Below are 21,367 nucleotides of genomic sequence, written 5' to 3' on the forward strand. Positions count from 1 at the left end.
TGGAAGTACGAAGTGGAAACACTTAAACTTTTAAACTTTTAAACAATTTGAAAATGAAAGTAACCATAGACGGTCAAGAAATAGAAGTAGAAGCAGGAACAACCATCCTTCAAGCTGCTCGTATGATTGGTGGAGAATCAGTTCCACCAGCCATGTGTTATTATTCTAAACTAAAAGGAACTGGTGGAAAATGCCGTTGTTGTTTAGTTGACGTTACAAAAGGTAGTGAGGCTGACCCAAGACCGATGCCAAAATTAGTAGCATCTTGTGTTACTGGTTGTCAAGACGGAATGGAGGTAGCCAGCAAATCTTCTGAAAGAGTAACCGAAGCTAGAAAAGCAGTAACCGAATTCCTTTTGATAAATCACCCATTAGATTGTCCGGTTTGTGATCAAGCTGGAGAATGTGATTTGCAAAATTTATCATTTGAACATGGAAAATCGGAAACTCGTTTCATAGAAGAAAAAAGAACTTTCGAACCTGAAGATATTGGTCCACACATCCAATTACACATGAACCGTTGCATCGTTTGTCAACGTTGTGTCGAAGTTGCCGATCAATTAACTGACGGAAGAGTTCACGGAGTTTTAAATCGTGGTGATCATTCACAAATTTCAACATGCGTTTCTGCAGCAATTGATAACGAATTCTCTGGAAATATGATTGATGTTTGTCCAGTTGGAGCTTTAACAGATAAAACTTTCCGATTCAAATCTAGAGTTTGGTTCAACAAACCTTTCAACGCTCACAGAGAATGTACTACTCCAGGATGTTGCGGAAAAACAACACTTTGGATGTTTGGAAACGAAATCCAAAGAGTTACAGCGAGAAAAGACATTTACCATGAAGTAGAAGATTTTATCTGTAACACTTGTCGTTTTGACAAAAAAGAGGTTGCCGATTGGATCATCGAAGGACCAAGAAGATTCGAGAAAGACTCTGTTATCAATCAAAACAATTATACACGTAAAATGGATAAAGTGGTGATTGAAACAGAAAAAGGAATATTAATGGGAAGAGATATTGACCGTAAAAAAATCAGTATGTCCGAAATTGATTATAACGAAAAAATTGATGGTAACAAAATAGATACAAAATAATGGATAGTGCATTTATAATAGAAAAAAGTATCTTTATTGTTGTGATATTTGCAGTCACAATGGTTATGGCAATGTATTCAACTTGGGCAGAACGTAAAGTTGCTGCATATCTTCAAGACAGAGTTGGACCTAACCGTGCTGGTTGGGGTGGATTATTACAACCACTTGCCGATGGAATGAAACTTTTTGCCAAAGAAGAATTTGAACCAAATACTAAAAATAGATTTTTATTTTTTGTTGGTCCAGCAGTAGCAATGAGTACGGCATTAATGACCAGTGCTGTAATTCCTTGGGGTGATAGATTAGAAATCTTTGGTAGAACGGTAATTCTTCAAGCAACAGATACAGACAGCGCAATTTTATACATTTTTGCTGTAGTTTCACTTGGTGTTTATGGAATTATGATTGGAGGTTGGGCTTCAAACAATAAGTTCTCATTGATGGGAGCAGTTCGTGCTGCATCACAAATGGTTTCCTATGAAATTGCAATGGGATTATCCATAATTGCTTTATTGATGATGACAGGAACATTGAGTTTAAAAGAAATCTCTGTTCAACAGCATGGTTTACATTGGAATGTATTCTATCAACCATTGTCATTCCTAATCTTTTTGATTTGTGCTTTTGCAGAAACCAACAGAACACCTTTCGATTTGGCAGAATGTGAATCAGAATTAATTGGTGGTTATCATACCGAATATTCCTCCATGAAAATGGGATTCTATTTATTTGCTGAATATGCTAATATGTTTATTTCGGCAACAATAATTTCTGTCTTATTCTTTGGTGGATACAATTATCCAGGAATGAGTTGGGCTATAGAAAATTGGGGTGTAAATATTGGAAATGTCATTGGAATTTTTGCTTTGTTTGCCAAATTGTGTTTCTTCATCTTTTTCTTTATGTGGATTAGATGGACAATACCAAGATTTAGATACGATCAATTGATGAATTTAGGATGGAGAATATTAATTCCGCTATCTATTGTCAATATTATTATAACAGGAATTTGCATTCTAGCTTTTAAATAAGAAAAGAAATTATGTCAACATCGATACAAAGTATATCATTATCAGGTAAGAAAAAACAAGTTTCTAATAAGGAAATGACTTTTCTTGAAAGAATGTACCTGATAGCAATTTTTAAAGGTTTATGGATTACCATCAAACACTTTTTTAAGAAAAAAGCAACGATTCATTATCCAGAACAAGTACGTGAATTTAGTCCAGTTTATCGTGGTCAGCACATGTTGAAACGCGACGAACAAGGAAGAGAAAACTGTACGGCTTGTGGTTTGTGTGCTCTTTCATGTCCAGCAGAAGCAATAACAATGAAAGCCGAAGAACGTAAAAAAGGAGAAGAACATTTATACAGAGAAGAAAAATACGCTTCAATTTACGAAATTAATATGTTGCGTTGCATTTTTTGCGGATTATGCGAGGAAGCTTGTCCAAAAGACGCAATTTACCTTTCAATCTCAAAAGAATTAGTTCCAGCACAATATAATAGAGAAGATTTTATTTTCGGAAAAGATAAATTAGTGATGCCACTAGAAATGGCTATGGCAAATACTAAAAAACTTAATTAATTATGTCACCGATACTTATCATATTTTACGTTTTAGCTGCTATCACATTAGCAACAGCGTTTTTGACCATATACAGTAAAAACCCAATTCATAGTGCTATTTATTTAGTATTATGTTTCTTTTCGATTGCTGGACACTATTTATTATTTAATGCACAATTCCTTGCCATAGTTCATGTAATAGTCTATTCTGGTGCCATTATGATTCTTTTCTTGTTCACCATCATGTTAATGAATTTGAATAAAGAAGATGAAGTTCACAAACCAAGAATTACTAGACTTGGTGCCATAACAACATTTATTTTATTGAGTACAGCATTAGTTTTAATATTTATGTACTCAAAACCTTTCGTTGGCGATTACCCTACAACTGGTGAAGATTTTCAATCCATAAAAAAATTAGGTACTGTTTTATTGGATGACAAAGAAGGATTTATGATTCCATTTGAATTTGCTTCTATCCTACTTTTAGTGGCAATGATTGGAGCTGTTTTATTATCAAAAAAAGAAAAACCAACTAAATAATCATGGAGAATATTTTAAATCAAATTGGTATTGAAAATTACATTTTCCTTTCTGTTCTTCTATTTTGTATAGGAGTCTTTGGAGTATTGTATAGAAGAAATGCCATCATTGTTTTTATGTCAATAGAAATTATGTTGAATGCAGTAAACTTACTATTTGTTGCCTTTTCAACGTATTGGCAAGATGCAAAAGGAGAAGTATTTGTATTCTTTTCAATGGCAGTTGCTGCTGCAGAAGTTGCTGTAGGTTTAGCGATATTAGTTGCTGTCTTCCGAAATATTGGTTCGGTAGATATATCAAATTTAAAAAACTTAAAAGGATAATCCCTAATGGAGAATAGTTTAGTTTTACTCTTATTATTAACCCCATTTGTTGGGTTCTTATTCAATGTTTTCTTTGGAAAGAAAGCAGGAAAAAACATTTCAGGTGCCATTGGAACACTAGCTGTTGTTGTCTCTTTTGCAATGAGTGTTTACTTCTTCATGCAATTAAATACTTCAGGCAAACCAATTCAAGTTAAATTATTTGATTGGATTCAATTAGGAAATCTAAAAGTTGATTTTGGAATTTTATTAGACCAATTATCATTATTATGGTTATTATTTGTAACTGGAATTGGTTCTTTGATTCACTTATACTCTATCAGCTACATGCACGATGATGAAAATATGCCCAAGTTTTTTGCATATTTGAATTTGTTTATCTTCTTCATGATAACATTAGTAGTTGGAAGCAACTTATTAGTAATGTTTATCGGATGGGAAGGTGTTGGTCTTTGTTCTTATTTACTTATCGGATTTTGGTATAAAAACCAAGATTATAACGATGCAGCAAAGAAAGCTTTTATCATGAATAGAATTGGTGATTTAGGTTTCTTGATTGGGATCTTTATTTTGGCAAATTTATTCTCTACTGTTGATTTTGTTCAATTAAAACAAATAGTTACTGGTATTAGTCAGATGCCTTATCCAAATTCATTTTGGTTACAAATTTCAATAGCGGCTTTATGTTTATTTATAGGAGCAACAGGAAAATCTGCACAATTACCACTTTATACTTGGTTACCAGATGCGATGGCCGGACCAACTCCAGTTTCAGCATTAATTCACGCTGCAACGATGGTAACAGCTGGTATTTTCATGATTATAAGAATGAATTTCTTATTTGATTTAACTCATGATGTACAACATATAATTGCAGTAGTTGGAGCAATAACAGCTTTAGTTGCTGCATCAATAGGATTATTTCAAAACGATATTAAAAAAGTACTAGCTTATTCAACAGTTTCTCAATTAGGACTAATGTTTTTAGCTTTAGGAATGGGTGCATATACTGTAGCTGTATTCCATGTTATAACACATGCATTCTTTAAAGCTTGTTTATTTTTGGGTTCTGGTTCAGTAATTCACGCTTTACATGGCGAACAAGATATGCGTAAAATGGGTGGTTTACGAAAAGTAATGCCAATAACTTTTGCAACAATGTTAATTTCAACATTAGCTATCGCTGGTATATTTCCTTTCGCAGGATTTTGGTCAAAAGATGAAATTTTAATGGTAGCCTTTGAACACAATAAAGTTCTTTGGATATTTGGTTCTATAGCGTCAATTATGACAGCATTCTATATGTTCCGATTAATGTACTTAACATTCTTCAGAGAATTTAGAGGAACAGAAGAGCAAAAACATCACTTACATGAGAGTCCGAGTTTAATAACTTTGCCACTTATCATACTTGCTGCATTAGCTACAGTTGGTGGATTAATTAATTTACCTGGAAGCAATTGGTTAAATCATTTCTTAGAACCAATTTTAGCGGCAAAACAGGAACATCATGCTCTTGGAAGTCAAGAATACATGTTGATGGCTATTGCCTTAACAGGTGCAATTATTGGAATTGTTTGGGCGTATTCGAAATACATCAAACAAGGATTTGTTCCAAAAGAAGATTCAAAAATAACAGGTTTCTCAAAAACCATTTATAACAAATATTATGTTGATGAATTTTATACTTCATTAATTGTAAAACCATTGAATGCACTTTCAAATTTCTTTAGAACAACTTTAGAACCTGCTCTAGGAAAAGTAGTTTACGGATTTGGAATGGTTGCAAATGGAATCGGAAATCAAGGGAAAAAATTACAAACAGGAAGTATTGGATTGTATTTATTTGCATTCGTAATAGGAATTTTAGCCATAGTTAGTTACTTATTTTTAGCTCAATAATTTAAAACAAAATGAACGTATCACTTATATTAATACTACTCTTAGTTGGTGCCATTGCAACCTTCCTTTCTGGAGATAAATTCGCTTCTAAAGTGGCTTTATTATTTAGTTTGGCTGCTTTAGTATGCTCTTCAATATTAGTAAATCAATTTTTGGGCGGAATAAACATTAGCTTATCAAATCCTTGGATTTTACAACCTAATGTATCCTTTGCACTTAAAGCCGATGGGTTATCTTTAGCAATGGTACTTTTAACAACTTCATTGCTTCCATTAATTGTATTATCTTCTTTTGGAAATAATTTCAATAATTCTAAAAACTTCTATGGATTAGTTTTATTCATGGCATTTGCTATGGTTGGAACTTTCTTAGCAAGCGACGGATTATTATATTATATCTTCTGGGAACTTGCTTTAATTCCAATATACTTTATAGCATTAGTTTGGGGTAATGGCGATACTGAAGAACGTAAAAAAGCCGTAGTTAAATTCTTCATTTATACTTTAGGTGGTTCCTTATTTATGTTAATAGCATTTGCTTATTTATATACTAAAGCCGGAAGTTTCCTATTGGATGATTTAACAAAATTAGATTTATCTACAACCGAACAAACTTGGATTTTCTTAGCTTTCTTTTTAGCTTATGCTATTAAAATTCCTATCATACCTTTCCATACTTGGCAAGCAAAAGTTTATCAAAAAGCACCAACTGTTGGAACAATGCTTTTGTCTGGAATTATGTTAAAAATGGGATTATATAGTGTAATTCGTTGGCAATTACCAATTGCACCTTTAGCTGCTAAGACTTATATGCCAGTTTTAATTGGTTTGAGCATTGCTGGAGTTATTTATGGTTCAATTGTGGCTTTACGTCAAAAAGATTTGAAAAAATTATTAGCATACTCATCTCTTGCTCACGTAGGATTAATTGCCGCTGGTTGTTACACTTTAACAGCAGATGGTTTAAGCGGAGCTGTTTCTCAAATGATTGCTCACGGATTTGTAATCGTTGGGTTATTCTTTGCGGCAGAAGTAATTTTCAGAAGATTTGGAACGTACAAAATTGATGAAATGGGCGGTGTTCGTTCGCAAGCATCAAAATTCACTTCTATGTTTATGATTTTGGTTTTAGCATCTGTTGCTTTGCCAGGAACATTGAACTTTATTGGAGAGTTTACCGTTTTGTATAGTTTATCTCAAGTAAACATTTGGTATGCAGTTCTTGGTGGAACAACCATAATATTAGGAGCTTATTACATGTTAAAAATGTTCCAAAATGTAATGCTAGGAGAAACAAATACTAAATTATTTACAGACGTTACAATAACCGAAATAATTGTCTTTGTGATAATAATCGCCTTTTTACTATTCTACGGATTATATCCAAAACCAATTGTAGATTTGGTAATGCCAAGCATAAAAGAAACTCTAATTCAAATTAATAGATAGTTTGATTTAGGATTCTTAGAATACGTAGAGCACACAAGTTATGACTAAAGAAGAATTAAAAGCAAGAACGAAAAAATTTGCTGTTGATACGTTTAAGTTTTTAATGGAAATTGAAAAAAACAAAGCTGTTGATGTAATTTCGTTTCAACTTTTTAAATCTTCATCATCTATTGCAGCAAATTATAGAGCAGTATGTAGAGGAAAATCAGATGCTGATTTTTTAAACAAATTAAAAGTTGTTGATGAAGAAGCTGACGAAAGTTTGTTTTGGTTAGAATTTTTAAAAGAATTAGAAATTAAATACAATACTGTCGAATTAGAAAGATTAATAAAAGAAGCCGATGAATTGGTGTCAATTTTTTCAGCTGGAATAAAAACAATTAAATCAAGAAATAATAAAAATTAAGATTTAATGGTGTTGGATAAAATCCTAAATCATTAAATCCTAAATCCTTAATAAAAAATGAATACATTAATAGCAATATCAGGTTTAGGCGTTTTCTGTCTTATAGCTGAAATCTTTAATTTTAGAAAAGCAATTGTACCTGTAGTTATCTTAGGTCTATTAGCAATACTAGGTACAACACTAAATATTTGGTCATTTGGAGAATTGTTAAACAGTCAATACACCAATATGATTGTTGCTGATAAATTTTCTAATGCTTTTTCATCGTTATTCATTGTTCTTACTATATTTTTAGTAGCCATGAGCCATGATGTTTACAAAGATCATGAGACAAAAATTTCTGACTTTATAGCAATAAAAATTTTCCTTTTAGCAGGTGCTGTTGCGATGGTTTCTTTTTCTAACTTATCAATGTACTTTTTAGGAATTGAAACATTATCAATAGCTCTTTACATTCTTGCAGGAAGTAGCAGATTAGATATAAAAAGTAATGAAGCCGGAATGAAATATTTCTTAATGGGTTCGTTTGCATCAGGATTTATTCTATTTGGTATCTGTTTGATTTATGGAGCTATGGGAAGTTTTGATGTTACAGAGATTAGCGAAATGTCTCGCTCAGCAGAATTACCAATTTGGTTTCCAATAGGAATTTCATTGCTAACAGTTGGTATGTTATTCAAAATTGCAGCAGTACCTTTTCACTTTTGGGCTCCAGATGTTTATGAAGGTGCACCTTCAATTGTAACAGCAACCATGAGTACTTTAGCAAAAGTTGTTGCTTTTGCAACATTGTATAAATTATTGGCTACTATGAATGCTGATATATCTTCGGCATACCAAAATATTATCATAATAGTTTCAATTGCTTCTATGACTGTTGGAAATATTATGGCTTTACGTCAAAATAATGTAAAACGTATGTTGGCGTTTTCAGGTATTTCTCATGCTGGTTTTATGATGATGACTTTATTGAGTCTATCTAATTCATCTGGGAACTTACTTTATTATACGGTTGCTTATGCTTTAGCAGGAATTGCTTCCTTTGCAGTAATCATAAATGTTACAAGAAATAAAGACAATGAAGATATTTTAAACTTCAACGGACTTGGAAAAACCAATCCAATAATGGCAGCTGTTTTAACAGCGTCACTTTTATCAATGGCTGGAATCCCAATTTTCTCAGGATTTTTTGCTAAATTCATGTTGTTTACTCAAACCATTCAAGCCGGATTCCTAATTGTTGTTATTGCTGGTGTTATTAATTCTATTATCAGTGTTGGATATTATTTCAAACTAATTTTAGCAATGTATACTAAAGAACCAAATGAAGAAAAACAAAACACACCATTTGTATATTATGCGGTTGGAATAGTTTCAATTGTATTAAATATAATCATCGGACTATATCCGTCTTTAGTTACAGATTTGATTAATTAAGAAACTACGTTTTCAAAAATATCCAAACCATCAAAAGCAATTTTGGTGGTTTTTTATTTATCAACAATCGAATTATTTAACAATCGTGAAATTCAATTATTGACTAATTTTGTACTATGTATGCATTAGTCGATTGTAACAATTTTTATGCTTCGTGCGAACGTGTTTTCCAACCTCAATATAATGGAAAACCGGTTGCTATTTTGTCTAATAATGACGGTTGTGTCATCTCTAGAAGTAACGAGGCTAAAGATGTTGGAGTTCCAATGGGTGCGCCCGAATTTAAAATTCGTGAACTTCTGAAAGATAAAAATGTTAAAGTGTTCTCTTCTAATTACCCACTGTATGGCGATTTGAGTAATCGTGTGATGAAAACTTTAGAAGCGTTTACTCCAAATCTTGAAATTTACAGCATTGATGAAGCCTTTTTAAACTTTGATGGAATGTCGATATCTGATTATCATGATTATGGCATTCAGATGAAGAAACGTGTACAAAAATGGGTTGGAATTCCAGTTTGTGTTGGATTTGCACCAACTAAAGCGTTATCAAAAGTAGCTAATAGAATTGCTAAAAAGTTTCAAGACAGAACAAAAGGGATTTATGTAATTGATACCGAAGATAAACATATCAAAGCTCTAAAATGGACCAAAATTGAAGACGTTTGGGGAATTGGATTCCGGTTGAGAAAAAAAATGATGGCACACAATATTCTAACAGCTTATGATTTTACAAAACCTCAACACGAAGCTTGGATAAGAAAAGAAATGGGCGTTATAGGTATGCGATTGAAATATGAATTAGAAGGAAAATCAGTTTTAGATTTAGAACCTATTCGGGAACAGAAAAAAAGTATTGCTACTACAAGAAGTTTTCCAAAACAGATTTCAGAATTTGATGATTTAAGAGAACGCGTGGCAACCTTTTCAGCAGTTTGTGCCGAAAAATTACGCAAACAAAAATCATGTTGCCAGACGATAATTGTAATGTTAGTAATTGATAAACACAAATACCAATCGCAAAAATACTATTTCAACAAAGCTATTACTTTGCCCTATTCAACCAATTCAACTTTGACAATTTCAACGGTTGCTATATCCATGTTGAAAGATTTGTACAAAGGAAATGAAGGAATCAAATTCAAAAAAGCAGGAGTAATAGTTACTGAATTAATTGATGAAGATAAAAAGCAACTTCAATTATTTGAAGAAGAAAATCCAAAGCATTTAGCGATAATGAAAGCTATGGATTACTTAAATGCAAAAATTGGAGATCGAAAAGTAAAATTAGGAACACAAAATTTAAATCTAACTTGGAACATGAAACAAAATCATTTGTCGCCAAGATATACCACAAGATTCAATGAAATACTAGAAATAAAATGCCACTAAAAAAAGAACCCTCTTTAACTTTTTTCCGTCCAGATTTAGAAAGCGAGTTGAAAATTCCTTACATAAAAGAAGGAGTTTCTGCTGGATTTCCATCGCCTGCAACCGATTTTATGGAAAGCGGAATTGATTTGAATAAAGAATTATGTAAAAATCCGTTAACGACATTTTACATAAAAGTGAAAGGAAATTCAATGATAAACGCAGGAATAAATGATAAAGATATTTTAGTTGTTGACAGAAGTTTAGAACCTCAAAACAATAAAATTGCTATTTGCTTCATCGATGGTGAATTTACTGTAAAACGAATCAAAACCGAAGAGAATTGCATGTATTTAATGCCCGAAAATAAAAATTACCAACCCATAAAAGTCACAGACGAAAATGAGTTGATAATTTGGGGTATTGTAACTTATGTAATTAAAAATCTATAATTCTCTCTACCAGAAAACAGTATATAAAGCAGCGGTAACAGCAACAATAACAAGCATTCCTACAGTAAAACTTGGTGACATTTTGAACATCGTTTTATCAACTTCTAAGCCATTGGTTTGAACACCTTTTTTATTTTCATAAATACTAATAAAATACATTCCGATAACGCAAATTAAGAATACAAATCCCATTCTATCAATAAACGGAATTTCATATACGCCATCAGCATTTGGCACTGCAAATCCCATCGGATTTAAGAATGATAAATCAACGAAAGCTGGCATGAATTTGAAAATGATTGAAAGAATAAATCCGCCAATCGTTGCAAACAAAGCGGCGTTTGAAGTAGTTTTTTTCCAAAAGAAACCCAAAATAAACATCGCAAAAACTCCTGGACTCACAAAACCAGTATATTCTTGAATGTATTGAAAACCTCCTTTTTTATCTATTCCTAAAAATGGCGCAACGACAACTGCTATAATCATTGCGGTAATAATTGTTAATTTTCCAATATTTACTAATTTTTTCTCGCTTGCCTCAACATTAATTTTTTCTTTATAAACGTCCAATGTAAAAATCGTTGCAATGCTATTGGCTTTTCCTGCCAAAGAAGCTACAATCGCTGCGGTCAATGCTGCAAACGAAAGTCCTTTTAATCCAACAGGTAATAAATTCAATAAAATAGGATAAGCTCGGTCAGGATTTACACTTCCGTCTTGTAACATTTCCGTTTGAAAATGTCCGTTTTGATATAAAACATAGGCTGCAATTCCTGGTAGAACCACAATAATTGGCATTAATAATTTTAAAAAAGCCGCAAATAAAATTCCACCACGAGCTGTTTTTAAATCGGCACCTAAAGCTCTTTGGGTAATATATTGGTTACAACCCCAATAATTCAGATTGATAATCAACATTCCACCAATTAGTACAGAAAGTCCTGGTAAATCCATATAATTAGGATTCGATTTATCAAAAATCATATGAAAATGATCATCGGCTTTGTCTCGCATAATAGTAAATCCGTTGATAACTCCATCTGAACCAAATTCAGTTGCTACTAAATTTAATGCTAAATACGTGGTAATCAATCCACCTAATATCAAGAAAAATACCTGTATAACGTCGGTGTAACCAATAACTTTCATTCCGCCAAGTGTTATCATAACCGCAAAAATCGCCAAGAAAATCATACACAAAGTAATATTCAAACCTGAAATACTGCTAATTGCAAGAGCTCCTAAATATAATATTGAAGTAAGATTTACTAAAACATACAACAGCAACCAAAAAACCGCCATAATCATTGCTACATTGCCATTGTATCGTTTTTTGAGATATTGCGGCATCGTGAATATTTTGTTTTTAAGATATACTGGCATGAAGAAAATCGCTACAATTACCAAAGTAATTGCTGCCATCCATTCGTAAGTGGCAATAGCTAATCCCATTTTGAAACCACTTCCACTCATTCCAATAAACTGCTCAGCACTAATATTACTTGCAATTAAAGACGCTCCAATCGCCCACCAAGTAAGCGAACCTTCAGCAAGAAAATAATCGTTACTACTGGTTTGCGCTTTCTTTTTGCGGTTGTAAATCCAAAATCCGTAGCCTACAATTATGATAAAATAGAGGAAGAAAACAATATAGTCTTTGGTTGCTAAGGTTTGCATATTAGTTGATTTTAGTTTTATAATGTTGGTGGGGTAATTCTCTTAAAATTTTAGCACTTTGTTCAGGTGAAATATCGCGTTGCGCTTCGGCAAGCATTTCGTAACCGACCATAAATTTTTTTACAGTTGCGCTTCGTAACAATGGTGGATAAAAATGCATGTGAAAATGCCATTCTGGATGCGAAACTCTGTCCGTTGGCGATTGATGAATTCCTGCTGAATAGGGAAAAGAGGTTTCAAATAAATTATCATATTTGATGGTTAATTCCTTTATGATTTCGGCAAATGCCTTAGTTTCATCATTGGTCATTGCGATTATGTTTCCGAAATGGCGCTTACTTACTATCATCGTTTCATATGGCCAAGTTGCCCAAAACGGAACCAAAACCACAAAATGGTCATTCTCAATAACGACGCGCTCTTGCAACTTCAATTCTTGTTCAAAATAATCTTTCAACAAACTTGATTGGTTTTTATCGTAGTAAGAACGAAGGTTTTTTTGAGTCTTTTCTATTTGAGTTGGTAAAGAAGACTGTGCCCAAATTTGACCATGCGGATGCGGATTACTACAACCCATTACGCTTCCTTTATTTTCAAAAATTTGAACGTAATTGATAAAATCTTGACTTCCTAGTTCGATGTATTGCTCTTTCCAAACTTTTACTACTTTCTCAATATCTGAAACTTCCATTTCGGGTAATGTGAGATTGTGTTTTGGTGAAAAACAAATGACTTTATTGATGCCACGCTCTGGTTTTAACTGAAATAAATTGTTGGAATTATTTTCAAAATCAACCTCATCTCGCAACAAAGCAGAAAAGTCATTTTCAAATACATAACAATCGGTATAATTGTCATTTTTCACCCCATTGGAACGAACATTTCCCGAACACAAATAACAATTTTCATCGTGTTCTGGACGATTTTCTTCTGCAATTTTCTCGTTTTGACCTTGCCATGGACGTTTGGCGCGATGTGGCGAAACCAAAATCCATTCGTCTAGTAACGGATTGTATCTTCTATGTGGATGTTCATTATGGTTGAATTGCTGCATAATTTTAGTTTCTCGCAAAGTCTAAAAAGCGATATGATTTTAATTTTTATACTCTGTTGTTCCTTTGGATATTTTGACTTTATATGATTTTAAATCTATTCCAAATTTGGAACGATATTGTTGTGAAACTTTTTCGATTAATTCCTTTTCCGATCCTTTTTCTACTAAATTTATCGAACAACCTCCAAATCCTCCACCCATCATTCTTGCACCTAAAACAGAAGCTTCGTTTGCTACAGCATCGACTAAAAAATCTAATTCCTCACAACTCACTTCATATTCTTTAGACAAACCGTGATGTGTTTCAGACATTAAATTTCCTAATCTATTAAAATCTGAATTTTCTAAAGCATCAACGGCATCTTGGACACGTTGAATTTCTTTTACTACAAAATGACATCTTTTGTAAACGATTTCTCCTAATTCATTTTTAAGAGTATTTACCATTTCTTCAGTACAATTTCTAAAGGTTTTTACTTCCGGAAAATGACTTTTTATAATGACTAAACCTTGTTCAACTTCGTTTCTTCTGTCGTTGTAACCTGATGTTAAATGAGTGTGTTTTACATTGCTATCCAATAAAAGTAACGAATATTTTTTGAAATCAGCTTTATGATATTCGTATTCTAAGGTATTGCAATCCAATTTAATTACTTTATTTTTTTGGCCAAAAACAGATGCAAACTGGTCCATAATCCCACAATTTACACCAACAAAAGTATGCTCTGATTTTTGTCCGATTAGCGCAATTTCCTCTTTGGTTAAGCCTAAAGTAAACATTTTATTGAACGCATAAGCAAATCCACATTCCACAGCCGCAGAAGATGAAAGTCCTGAACCAATAGGAACGGAACTACTAAAAACTGCGTTAAATCCGTTATCAAATTGTTTTTTTTCTTTTAGTTGTTGCAAAACACCAAGGATGTAATTAATCCACATGGTTGGATTTGGAACTAAAGTATCCTTCAAATTAAATTCAAAAACCTCATTCAAATCTTTAGCTATAATTTTACAATCAGAATTTTTATTGGGCGAAATTGCGATGCAAACGTATTTATTAATTGCGGCTGGCAAAACAAATCCGTCATTATAATCTACATGTTCGCCTATAATATTGATTCTTCCTGGTGAAAGGAAAATATGTTCCGGTTTATTTTGAAAGGTTTTTTCAAAATGTTCCGTTGTGTTTTTTATTAATTTTTTCTTCATTTTATGCTTTCCCGAAAATTTAGGATTTTTTCAAATTATTTTTGATTAATTTCCACTACAGTTGAAAGTAATCCGTTTGATTTTACCTCCAATTTTACATCGCCAACTGATTTTCCAGCTTGAATAATCACTTGACATTTTCCGTTGAAAGCGATTCTTTGCCAAGCTCCATCAGCACATTTATCTGGTTCGTGTGAACTTGGATCACCACTGCCTACTCCAATAATTTTAGCATCGCCAGAAATATAAAATTTCACCATATTATCAGCAACTGGCACTTCACGACCATTGTCATCTACTATTGAAATATTCACCACTACGCCATCTTTTCCGTCAGCTAAAACTGTGGTTTTATCAGCAACTGCGACCACTTTTGTAGCATGATTAGTAGTTTCTACTTTTGTAGTTAGCTTTCTTCCATTCTTGTAACCAATAGCTTCTAAGGTTCCTGCTTCATAGATAACATTCCACTGCAAATGACTGTTTCTCTCCATGGTTTTCTTTCCAAGACTTTTTCCGCTTAAGAAAAGTTCTACTTCATCGGCATTAGAATTTACCCAAACATCAATTGGTTTTCCCACTTTTTCTGGCCAATTCCAATGCGGTGAAATGTGCAAAATATCGTCGTTTGTCCACCAACTTTTATAGTAATAGTAAATGTTTTTTGGGAAACCACATACATCTAAAATTCCAAAATGCGAACTGATATTTGGCCATTTATAAGGCGTTGGTTCACCTCGATAATCAAATCCTGTCCACACAAAACCTCCAAGCCAATAGTCATTTTCTGCAGCTAATTTCCACCAAGTTTCAGCTTTACTTGCCCACCAAGGATGTGTAATGTCTTGGTCTGGAACATAGGCGCGAATTTCATCTTTTTCATAGATTCCACGAGTAGTTACGGTACTTCCCATTTCAGTTCCAAGTAAAGGTTGATTGGGATGATCAAGATGGTAATCGGCAACGGCATATTCTCGATAATTAAATCCGCGGATTGGAATTACTTCATTTACACCTTTAAAATCATTTGCCATATCGGCAGCATAAGTCGAAGTTCGACTTGGGTCTAATTCTTCTTGAATGGCTAAAAGTGTTTTTGCAATTCGCTTTCCATAATCGTTTCCTTGAATGTTTTGTTCCTCATTTCCAATGGACCATAAAAAAACGGAAACGTGATTTCTATCGCGTTTAAGTATTCTTTTAAATTGGTCGATATATTCTGGACTGCTGTTTAGCAAACGTTGTTCATCAAGAACTAACATTCCCAAACTATCACAAGCTTCTAAAAGTTCTGGAGTTGGTGCGTTATGACTAGCTCTGTATGCATTGGAACCCATTTCTTTCAGTAATTTTATACGATAATATTGCATGAAATCAGGTAGCGCACTTCCAATTCCGGCATGGTCTTGATGATTGTTTGTTCCCTGAATTTTGATTTTTTTACCGTTTAAGAAAAAGCCTTCTTTAGAATCGAATTTAACCGTTTTAATTCCGAAACGAGTTTTCGTTTGATGTAGAATTTGGTTTCCCGATTTTACAACAGAAATTACCCTATACAAATACGGATTTTCAAGTGACCAAAATGTAACATTGTTCAAATTCAAATTTTGCTTAATGGTAGTTTTCCCATTTACTGAAAGTGCTACTTTTTGTTCAGAAGTTTTACCTAATTGTTTGCCGTTTCTATCAGTAATTATGGAATAAACAACTGCATTAGAAGATTGTAGATTTTTATTTTCAATTTCAATTTCTACAGTTACTGTTGCGTTTTTACCGTTTACTTTTGAATGAACAAAAACACCATCATTTGGTATGAAAATTTTATTGGTAACATTCAACCAAACGTGTCGATAAATTCCGGCACCTTCATAAAACCAACCTTCATATTGTGTGGCATCCACTCGAATTACAATGACATTATCGCCTTCAAAATTGATGTAATCCGAAACATCATAAGAATTGCCAACGTAACCACTAAAATTAGTTCCCACATAAAATCCGTTCAACCAAATTTCAGCATTTCTATAAATACCGTCAAATTGAAGTTCAAATCGTTTTCCATCGTCTTTTTTATCTACAGAAAAACGTTTGCGATACCAACCAATACTCGTTTCTGGATAAGCACCACCAACAGGTTTGTAACCATGACTATCCATTTCAACTTGGTCTGATTTTACAAAAGGAAGTTCAACAACCCAATCGTGAGGAACGTTAATTTTTTTCCAGGTGGAATCCACAAACTTTGGATTTACAATAGTCGTCGCATACACATTAGACTTGTGAAGCAAAGTTGTTTTTCCATAATCGAAATCTTTGGAAACATCAGATGAATTTCCAAAATGAAATTTCCAATCTTCGTCTAAACTTATTTTTTTCTGAGCAAAAGTTGTACTTAAACTCATTAGAAGTAAAGCAAAATAGTATATTTTTTTCATCATAATTATTCTTTAAAAGCATCTAATGCTGGTGAAGGTTTTCCATCTGCTTGCCATGCACTTAAACTGTAACCACTCCATGATTTTGCTCCTTGTGGTTCCCAATACATCACTCCCAAACCTCTATTATTTGGCACTTTTTTAACGGCTTCAATGGTAGCTTTTAATAATTCATAAGTGTTTTGAACTTTGTCGTCTTCACCACCAACTTCAACAATCATAACGTCTTTATTGTAACGTTTTACCATATCGTTTAGGTTGAATTCTAAGTCGGCAATGGTTTCAGAATAATCTTTTTTAATCCAATACGGATAATAAGAAAGTCCGATGATGTCGTATCTTACATTTTGAGCTGTGGCATTATCAAAAAACGTTCTAAATTTTGCATTGTTATTGCCCTCATCAACATGAACGATTACTTTGATATTTTTATCTACAGCTTTTACAGCATCGTAACCTTTATTCAAAAGTTGACCTAGTTGGTTCCAATTATCGGTACTTCCCTCTGGCCACATCATTCCGCCTGGTATTTCATTTCCAACTTGAACCCATTCAGGAGTTACACCTGCATTTTTCAGAGCAGAAATGACTTCAAAAGTATGATTGTAAACATCATTTAGCAATTCTGGAAAAGTATGATTTTTCCAAGCTGCAGGTTTATTTTGCTTTGCAGGATCAGCCCAAGAATCGGAATAATGAAAATTAATCATCACTCGCATTCCCATTTTTTGCGCACGTAATGCCATTGCTACCGTTTCGTCTTTACTGCTATGTCCGCTAGCTTTGTCGTCATTTGGATTTACCCAAACACGCAAACGAACGGAATTCATTCCTCTATCTTTAAGTAATTGTAAACACTCTTTTTCGGTTCCGTCTTGGTCGTAAAATTTGTAACCTGTGGCTTCCATTTGAGGCAACCAACCCACATCGGCACCTTTTACGAAAGATGATTTAGAACTTTTACATGAAGCAAATAAAACGAAAAGCGCTATTATTTTTAGAATATTTTTCATTATTAATTTGGACTAAAAGCATCCATCACTGGAAGCGAATTGTTGTTAAAATCCCATAAAGCTTGATTTTCCCATGAAGAACCATTTGTAGATTGCGTACCTCTAAAAGCAACCCACTCTGAGCCCCAATAGCAAAAACCTAGTCCGTGAGAATTTTGTTTCACAAGGTTTTTTATTGCCAAAACAAAATTTTTCTGACCATCAGTAGTTGCTGGATATGTTGTAATAAGTTGGTCATTTTGTCCTACAATATTATTGGTCCAATCGTTCCAATTTAATGTAAAAGGATAAGCTGTTTCGGCTATAATAACTTTTTTGTTGTGTGTTTGTCCCAATGAAGTAATTGTAGCATTTACATCCGAAAGATTTTTTCCATGCCAAATTGGATAATAAGACAATCCGATGTAATCATAATTTACAGTACTCATTTTATTGAAAAACCATGTAGCTCCACTTCCAATTCCTGCATAATGAAGCATTATTTTTGTATTAGGTTTTTGTGTTCTAATTTTAGCACTTATGGCATTAATCAGTTGTAGACTCTGACTTTCATTATTGATTAAATGTCCTTGAGGCCAAAGTAATCCGCTGTTGATTTCGTTACCAATTTGGATAATATCAGGATTGATTTCAGTTAAAATAGTTGATGTGTAATTTTCAGCCGCTGTTTTTAAATCATTAAAACTTAAACTTTGCCATTCAGCTGGAGTTGTTTGATTGGCTGGATCTGCCCAAGTATCTGAATAATGAACCGAAAGCCAAACTTTAAATCCGGCATTTTTAGCTCTTGTTACTAATGTTTTCACTTCATTAAAAGTAGATTGATTTACGGTTGGATTTTTCCATAAACGAATTCTTATCGTATTACAACCTGCATTTTTTAAAGTTGTTAATGCGTCTTGTACTGCACCATTATTTTTATATGTTATTCCTTCACTTTCGATTAAGGGTAAAAATGACATGTCTGCGGCACGAATAAAATCATCCGTTGGTGTTGGAAACGGTGATGGTGTTGGTTGAGCATCATCACTTGAGGAACATGACACTAATGAAATACTAAAAATTAAAATAAATAGCTTTTTCATAACTTATATTTTTTCAAATTTGAATGTAGTTTCATGATGATAGGTTTCGCCTTTTTTCAAAATTGCACTTGGAAAATGTTCGTGATTTGGTGCATCTGGAAAATTTTGAGCTTCAAAACAAATACCACTTAATGGGTGGTAACTAGCGCTTTCCTTTCCTTTTATTTGATTAAAACAATTCCCTCCAACATAAATATGAACTGCAGGTTGATTGGTAAAAACCGACATTTTCAGATTATTCTTTTTACTTATTAATATTGCCGAAACAGTATCGTTATCATTTAAAACAAAGGTGTTATCAATTTTAGTCGGACATTCTTTTGGTGAACTAAAATCAAATGGGCTTCTAGCAACTTCAAAAAATCTACCAGTTGGTATGTTTTCAATATTGGTTTCCAAAGTTTTGGATGAATTTACAAATAAATCTTGATTTACAGTATCTTCAGAATGTCCATCTAAGTTAAAATAGCTATGCTGTGTTAGATTTATTATGGTATCTTCAGTAGATTTCGCAATCATATCAACTTTTAATTCGTTTTCTTCAGTAAGAGTATAGGTAACTTGAGTGGTCAATTGTCCTGGAAAATTTTCTTCATTTTCTAAACTGATATTTTCCATCATAATAGAATTTGTTGTAACACTCATAACGCTCCATAATGCTTTGCTAAATCCATTGATTCCTCCGTGAAGTTGATGAGAACCATGATTTTTTGTAAGTTCTACTTTATTTCCATTTAAAATAAATTCGGCATTTTTTATTCTTCCTGCATATCTTCCGACTATTGCGCCTAAATATGGAGCACTAGGTAAATTATATGATTGAATATAATTTTCTATAGTTTCAAACCCTAGAACAATATCAACTTTTTTATTTTTAGAAACAGGAACTTTTATTGAAGTAACTACTGCTCCATAATTAATGATTTCTACTTCAAAACCATTTTTATTTGACAAATTGTAACAAAATACTTCTTCTCCACTTGGTAAACAACCAAATGATTTGTCTTTTTTAAGTTCCTTAAAATGTGAATTACGAATTTGTAACATCGTTATTTTATTAATACAATATCAAATGTAAAAAAATACATTATTAAACCATACCAGTACCTACCAGTTTTTATGTAACTTGCCACCAGTTAATTCATTTGTCATGAAAATTATTACTGTTGATAATCATTCAAATTTACCCAAGTACAAACAAATTGTTTTTTCGATAGAAGCAGCTATTTCAGAAAATCGATTGACAAAAAACGACAAATTACCTTCGGTCAACAAAGTTAGTTTAGAGTATTCTATTTCAAGAGATACGGTTTTACTAGCTTATGATGAACTCAAAAAACGTGGTATTATTTATGCCATTTTAGGAAAAGGATATTATGTAAAAAGTGTTGAATTTAGTTTTGAACAAAGAATTTTTTTATTGTTTGATGAGTTAAACATTTTTAAAGAAGATATCTACAATTCTTTTTTGGAAAAGATGAATAATACAGCCCAAATTGATATTTTCTTTCATCATTTTAATATTGAGATGTTCAAAAAATTGATAAACGAAAGCAATGGGAACTATTCAAAATATATCATAATGCCAACAAATTTAGTTGGTGCGGCATCATTAATAAAAACCCTTCCAAAACAAGATGTTTATATTTTAGATCAAACAAATTCGGATTTGAAAGATTATCCTTCCATTCATCAAAATTTTATAAAAGATATCTATGAAGCGTTATTAAAAGGAAAACATCTAATTGACAAATACCAAAAGTTAATTTTAATCTTTCCAGGATTTCGTGAACCATTAGGAATGAAAATTGGATTTGAAAAATTCTGTAATGACAATCTTTTAACTCATGAAGTTATCAATCAATTTGAAGAAAGAGAGTTACAACGAGGTGAAATTTATGTAATTCCAGATGACAGAGATTTAGTAAAAGTTATTGAAAAATCTAAAACTCAAAATTTAAAATTAGGATTGGATTTCGGAATTATTTCCTATAATGAAACACCTCTTAAAAAGGTTGTAGAAAACGGAATCACTACCATTTCAACTGATTTTCAATATATGGGCAAGCGACTTGCAGAAATGATTTTAGAAAATAAAAAAGTTCAAATTGAAAATAATAACAATTTGATTATCCGGAATTCATTGTAAAAAAACCTTCTGAAATAATCAGAAGCTTTTTTTTTACACAATTCATTTAAAATTTTAACCAACTAATATTTTATTGCATAAATTTTGCAGATTACATTTGTAATTAAAACTTTTGAATTAAGACTAATATATACTGATTTAAATATTTTTATAATACTTCTTAATCTGTATAAAAAATAATAAGCATATACTTTA

Annotated in this window: 19 protein-coding genes; 12 read left to right on the forward strand and 7 right to left on the reverse strand. The window is 32.5% G+C overall.

The window, feature by feature from the left end:
• Positions 1-53 precede the first annotated feature (53 nt).
• The 11 genes from ABD771_RS05940 (at position 54) to ABD771_RS05990 (ending at position 10,550) form a co-directional block, all read left to right on the forward strand.
• On the forward strand, positions 54-1,100 hold the full coding sequence (locus ABD771_RS05940; protein ID WP_345092027.1) for an NADH-quinone oxidoreductase subunit G: 1,047 nt from the start codon (positions 54-56) through the stop codon (positions 1,098-1,100).
• Positions 1,100-2,131 carry an NADH-quinone oxidoreductase subunit NuoH gene (gene nuoH / locus ABD771_RS05945; protein WP_345092030.1) on the forward strand — a complete coding sequence of 344 codons (1,032 nt, stop codon included), beginning with the start codon at positions 1,100-1,102 and terminating at the stop codon, positions 2,129-2,131. Before ABD771_RS05940 ends, nuoH begins: the two co-directional genes overlap by 1 nt.
• An 11-nt stretch (positions 2,132-2,142) precedes the next feature.
• Entirely contained in the window at positions 2,143-2,688 is a 546-nt protein-coding gene (locus ABD771_RS05950) for a NuoI/complex I 23 kDa subunit family protein (RefSeq protein WP_345092033.1), read from the forward strand.
• A 2-nt stretch (positions 2,689-2,690) separates the two neighbouring features.
• Positions 2,691-3,212, forward strand: a complete 522-nt coding sequence (locus ABD771_RS05955; protein WP_345092036.1) for an NADH-quinone oxidoreductase subunit J family protein — start codon at positions 2,691-2,693, stop codon at positions 3,210-3,212.
• Between the two features lie 2 nt (positions 3,213-3,214).
• On the forward strand, positions 3,215-3,535 hold the full coding sequence (nuoK, locus tag ABD771_RS05960) for an NADH-quinone oxidoreductase subunit NuoK (RefSeq protein WP_345092040.1): 321 nt from the start codon (positions 3,215-3,217) through the stop codon (positions 3,533-3,535).
• 6 nt (positions 3,536-3,541) lie between these two features.
• Complete coding sequence (nuoL, locus tag ABD771_RS05965) at positions 3,542-5,437, forward strand: NADH-quinone oxidoreductase subunit L (RefSeq protein ID WP_345092043.1); 1,896 nt, start codon at positions 3,542-3,544, stop codon at positions 5,435-5,437.
• Between the two features lie 11 nt (positions 5,438-5,448).
• Positions 5,449-6,885, forward strand: coding sequence for a complex I subunit 4 family protein (locus ABD771_RS05970; protein ID WP_345092046.1), 1,437 nt, complete (start codon positions 5,449-5,451; stop codon positions 6,883-6,885).
• 40 nt (positions 6,886-6,925) lie between these two features.
• Positions 6,926-7,291, forward strand: a complete 366-nt coding sequence (locus tag ABD771_RS05975) for a four helix bundle protein (protein WP_345092049.1) — start codon at positions 6,926-6,928, stop codon at positions 7,289-7,291.
• A 57-nt stretch (positions 7,292-7,348) separates the two neighbouring features.
• Positions 7,349-8,728, forward strand: a complete 1,380-nt coding sequence (locus ABD771_RS05980) for an NADH-quinone oxidoreductase subunit N (protein WP_345092052.1) — start codon at positions 7,349-7,351, stop codon at positions 8,726-8,728.
• A gap of 116 nt (positions 8,729-8,844) precedes the next feature.
• A complete protein-coding gene (locus ABD771_RS05985; protein WP_345092055.1) occupies positions 8,845-10,119 on the forward strand; it encodes a Y-family DNA polymerase in 1,275 nt (424 codons plus the stop codon).
• Positions 10,110-10,550 carry a LexA family protein gene (locus tag ABD771_RS05990; protein WP_345092061.1) on the forward strand — a complete coding sequence of 147 codons (441 nt, stop codon included), beginning with the start codon at positions 10,110-10,112 and terminating at the stop codon, positions 10,548-10,550. Before ABD771_RS05985 ends, ABD771_RS05990 begins: the two co-directional genes overlap by 10 nt.
• Before the next feature lie 6 nt (positions 10,551-10,556).
• On the opposite strand, the gene ABD771_RS05995 is transcribed toward ABD771_RS05990, so the two are convergent.
• From ABD771_RS05995 to ABD771_RS06025, 7 genes are read right to left on the reverse strand one after another with little or no spacing between them, the layout of a single operon-like run.
• The gene (locus ABD771_RS05995) at positions 10,557-12,227 is read right to left on the reverse strand and encodes a sodium/sugar symporter (RefSeq protein WP_345092064.1); all 1,671 of its coding nucleotides are present in this window, start codon (positions 12,225-12,227) and stop codon (positions 10,557-10,559) included.
• A 1-nt stretch (position 12,228) separates the two neighbouring features.
• On the reverse strand, positions 12,229-13,281 hold the full coding sequence (locus ABD771_RS06000; RefSeq protein ID WP_345092067.1) for a UDP-glucose--hexose-1-phosphate uridylyltransferase: 1,053 nt from the start codon (positions 13,279-13,281) through the stop codon (positions 12,229-12,231).
• 39 nt (positions 13,282-13,320) lie between these two features.
• A complete protein-coding gene (galK, locus tag ABD771_RS06005) occupies positions 13,321-14,490 on the reverse strand; it encodes a galactokinase (RefSeq protein ID WP_345092070.1) in 1,170 nt (389 codons plus the stop codon).
• Positions 14,491-14,525: 35 nt separating this feature from the next.
• A complete protein-coding gene (galA, locus tag ABD771_RS06010) occupies positions 14,526-16,928 on the reverse strand; it encodes a beta-galactosidase GalA (protein ID WP_345092073.1) in 2,403 nt (800 codons plus the stop codon).
• A gap of 2 nt (positions 16,929-16,930) precedes the next feature.
• Positions 16,931-17,938, reverse strand: a complete 1,008-nt coding sequence (locus ABD771_RS06015; protein ID WP_345092076.1) for a glycoside hydrolase family 53 protein — start codon at positions 17,936-17,938, stop codon at positions 16,931-16,933.
• A 2-nt stretch (positions 17,939-17,940) separates the two neighbouring features.
• Positions 17,941-19,023: a glycoside hydrolase family 53 protein gene (locus ABD771_RS06020; RefSeq protein WP_345092079.1), complete on the reverse strand. Its 1,083-nt coding sequence runs from the start codon at positions 19,021-19,023 to the stop codon at positions 17,941-17,943.
• Between the two features lie 3 nt (positions 19,024-19,026).
• A complete protein-coding gene (locus tag ABD771_RS06025; RefSeq protein WP_345092082.1) occupies positions 19,027-20,070 on the reverse strand; it encodes an aldose epimerase family protein in 1,044 nt (347 codons plus the stop codon).
• A 103-nt stretch (positions 20,071-20,173) separates the two neighbouring features.
• On the opposite strand from ABD771_RS06025, the gene ABD771_RS06030 reads away from it, so the two are divergent.
• A complete protein-coding gene (locus ABD771_RS06030) occupies positions 20,174-21,172 on the forward strand; it encodes a GntR family transcriptional regulator (RefSeq protein WP_345092085.1) in 999 nt (332 codons plus the stop codon).
• Positions 21,173-21,367: the final 195 nt, after the last annotated feature.

This window comes from Flavobacterium chungnamense (genome assembly GCF_039539165.1).
Lineage (GTDB): Bacteria > Bacteroidota > Bacteroidia > Flavobacteriales > Flavobacteriaceae > Flavobacterium > Flavobacterium chungnamense.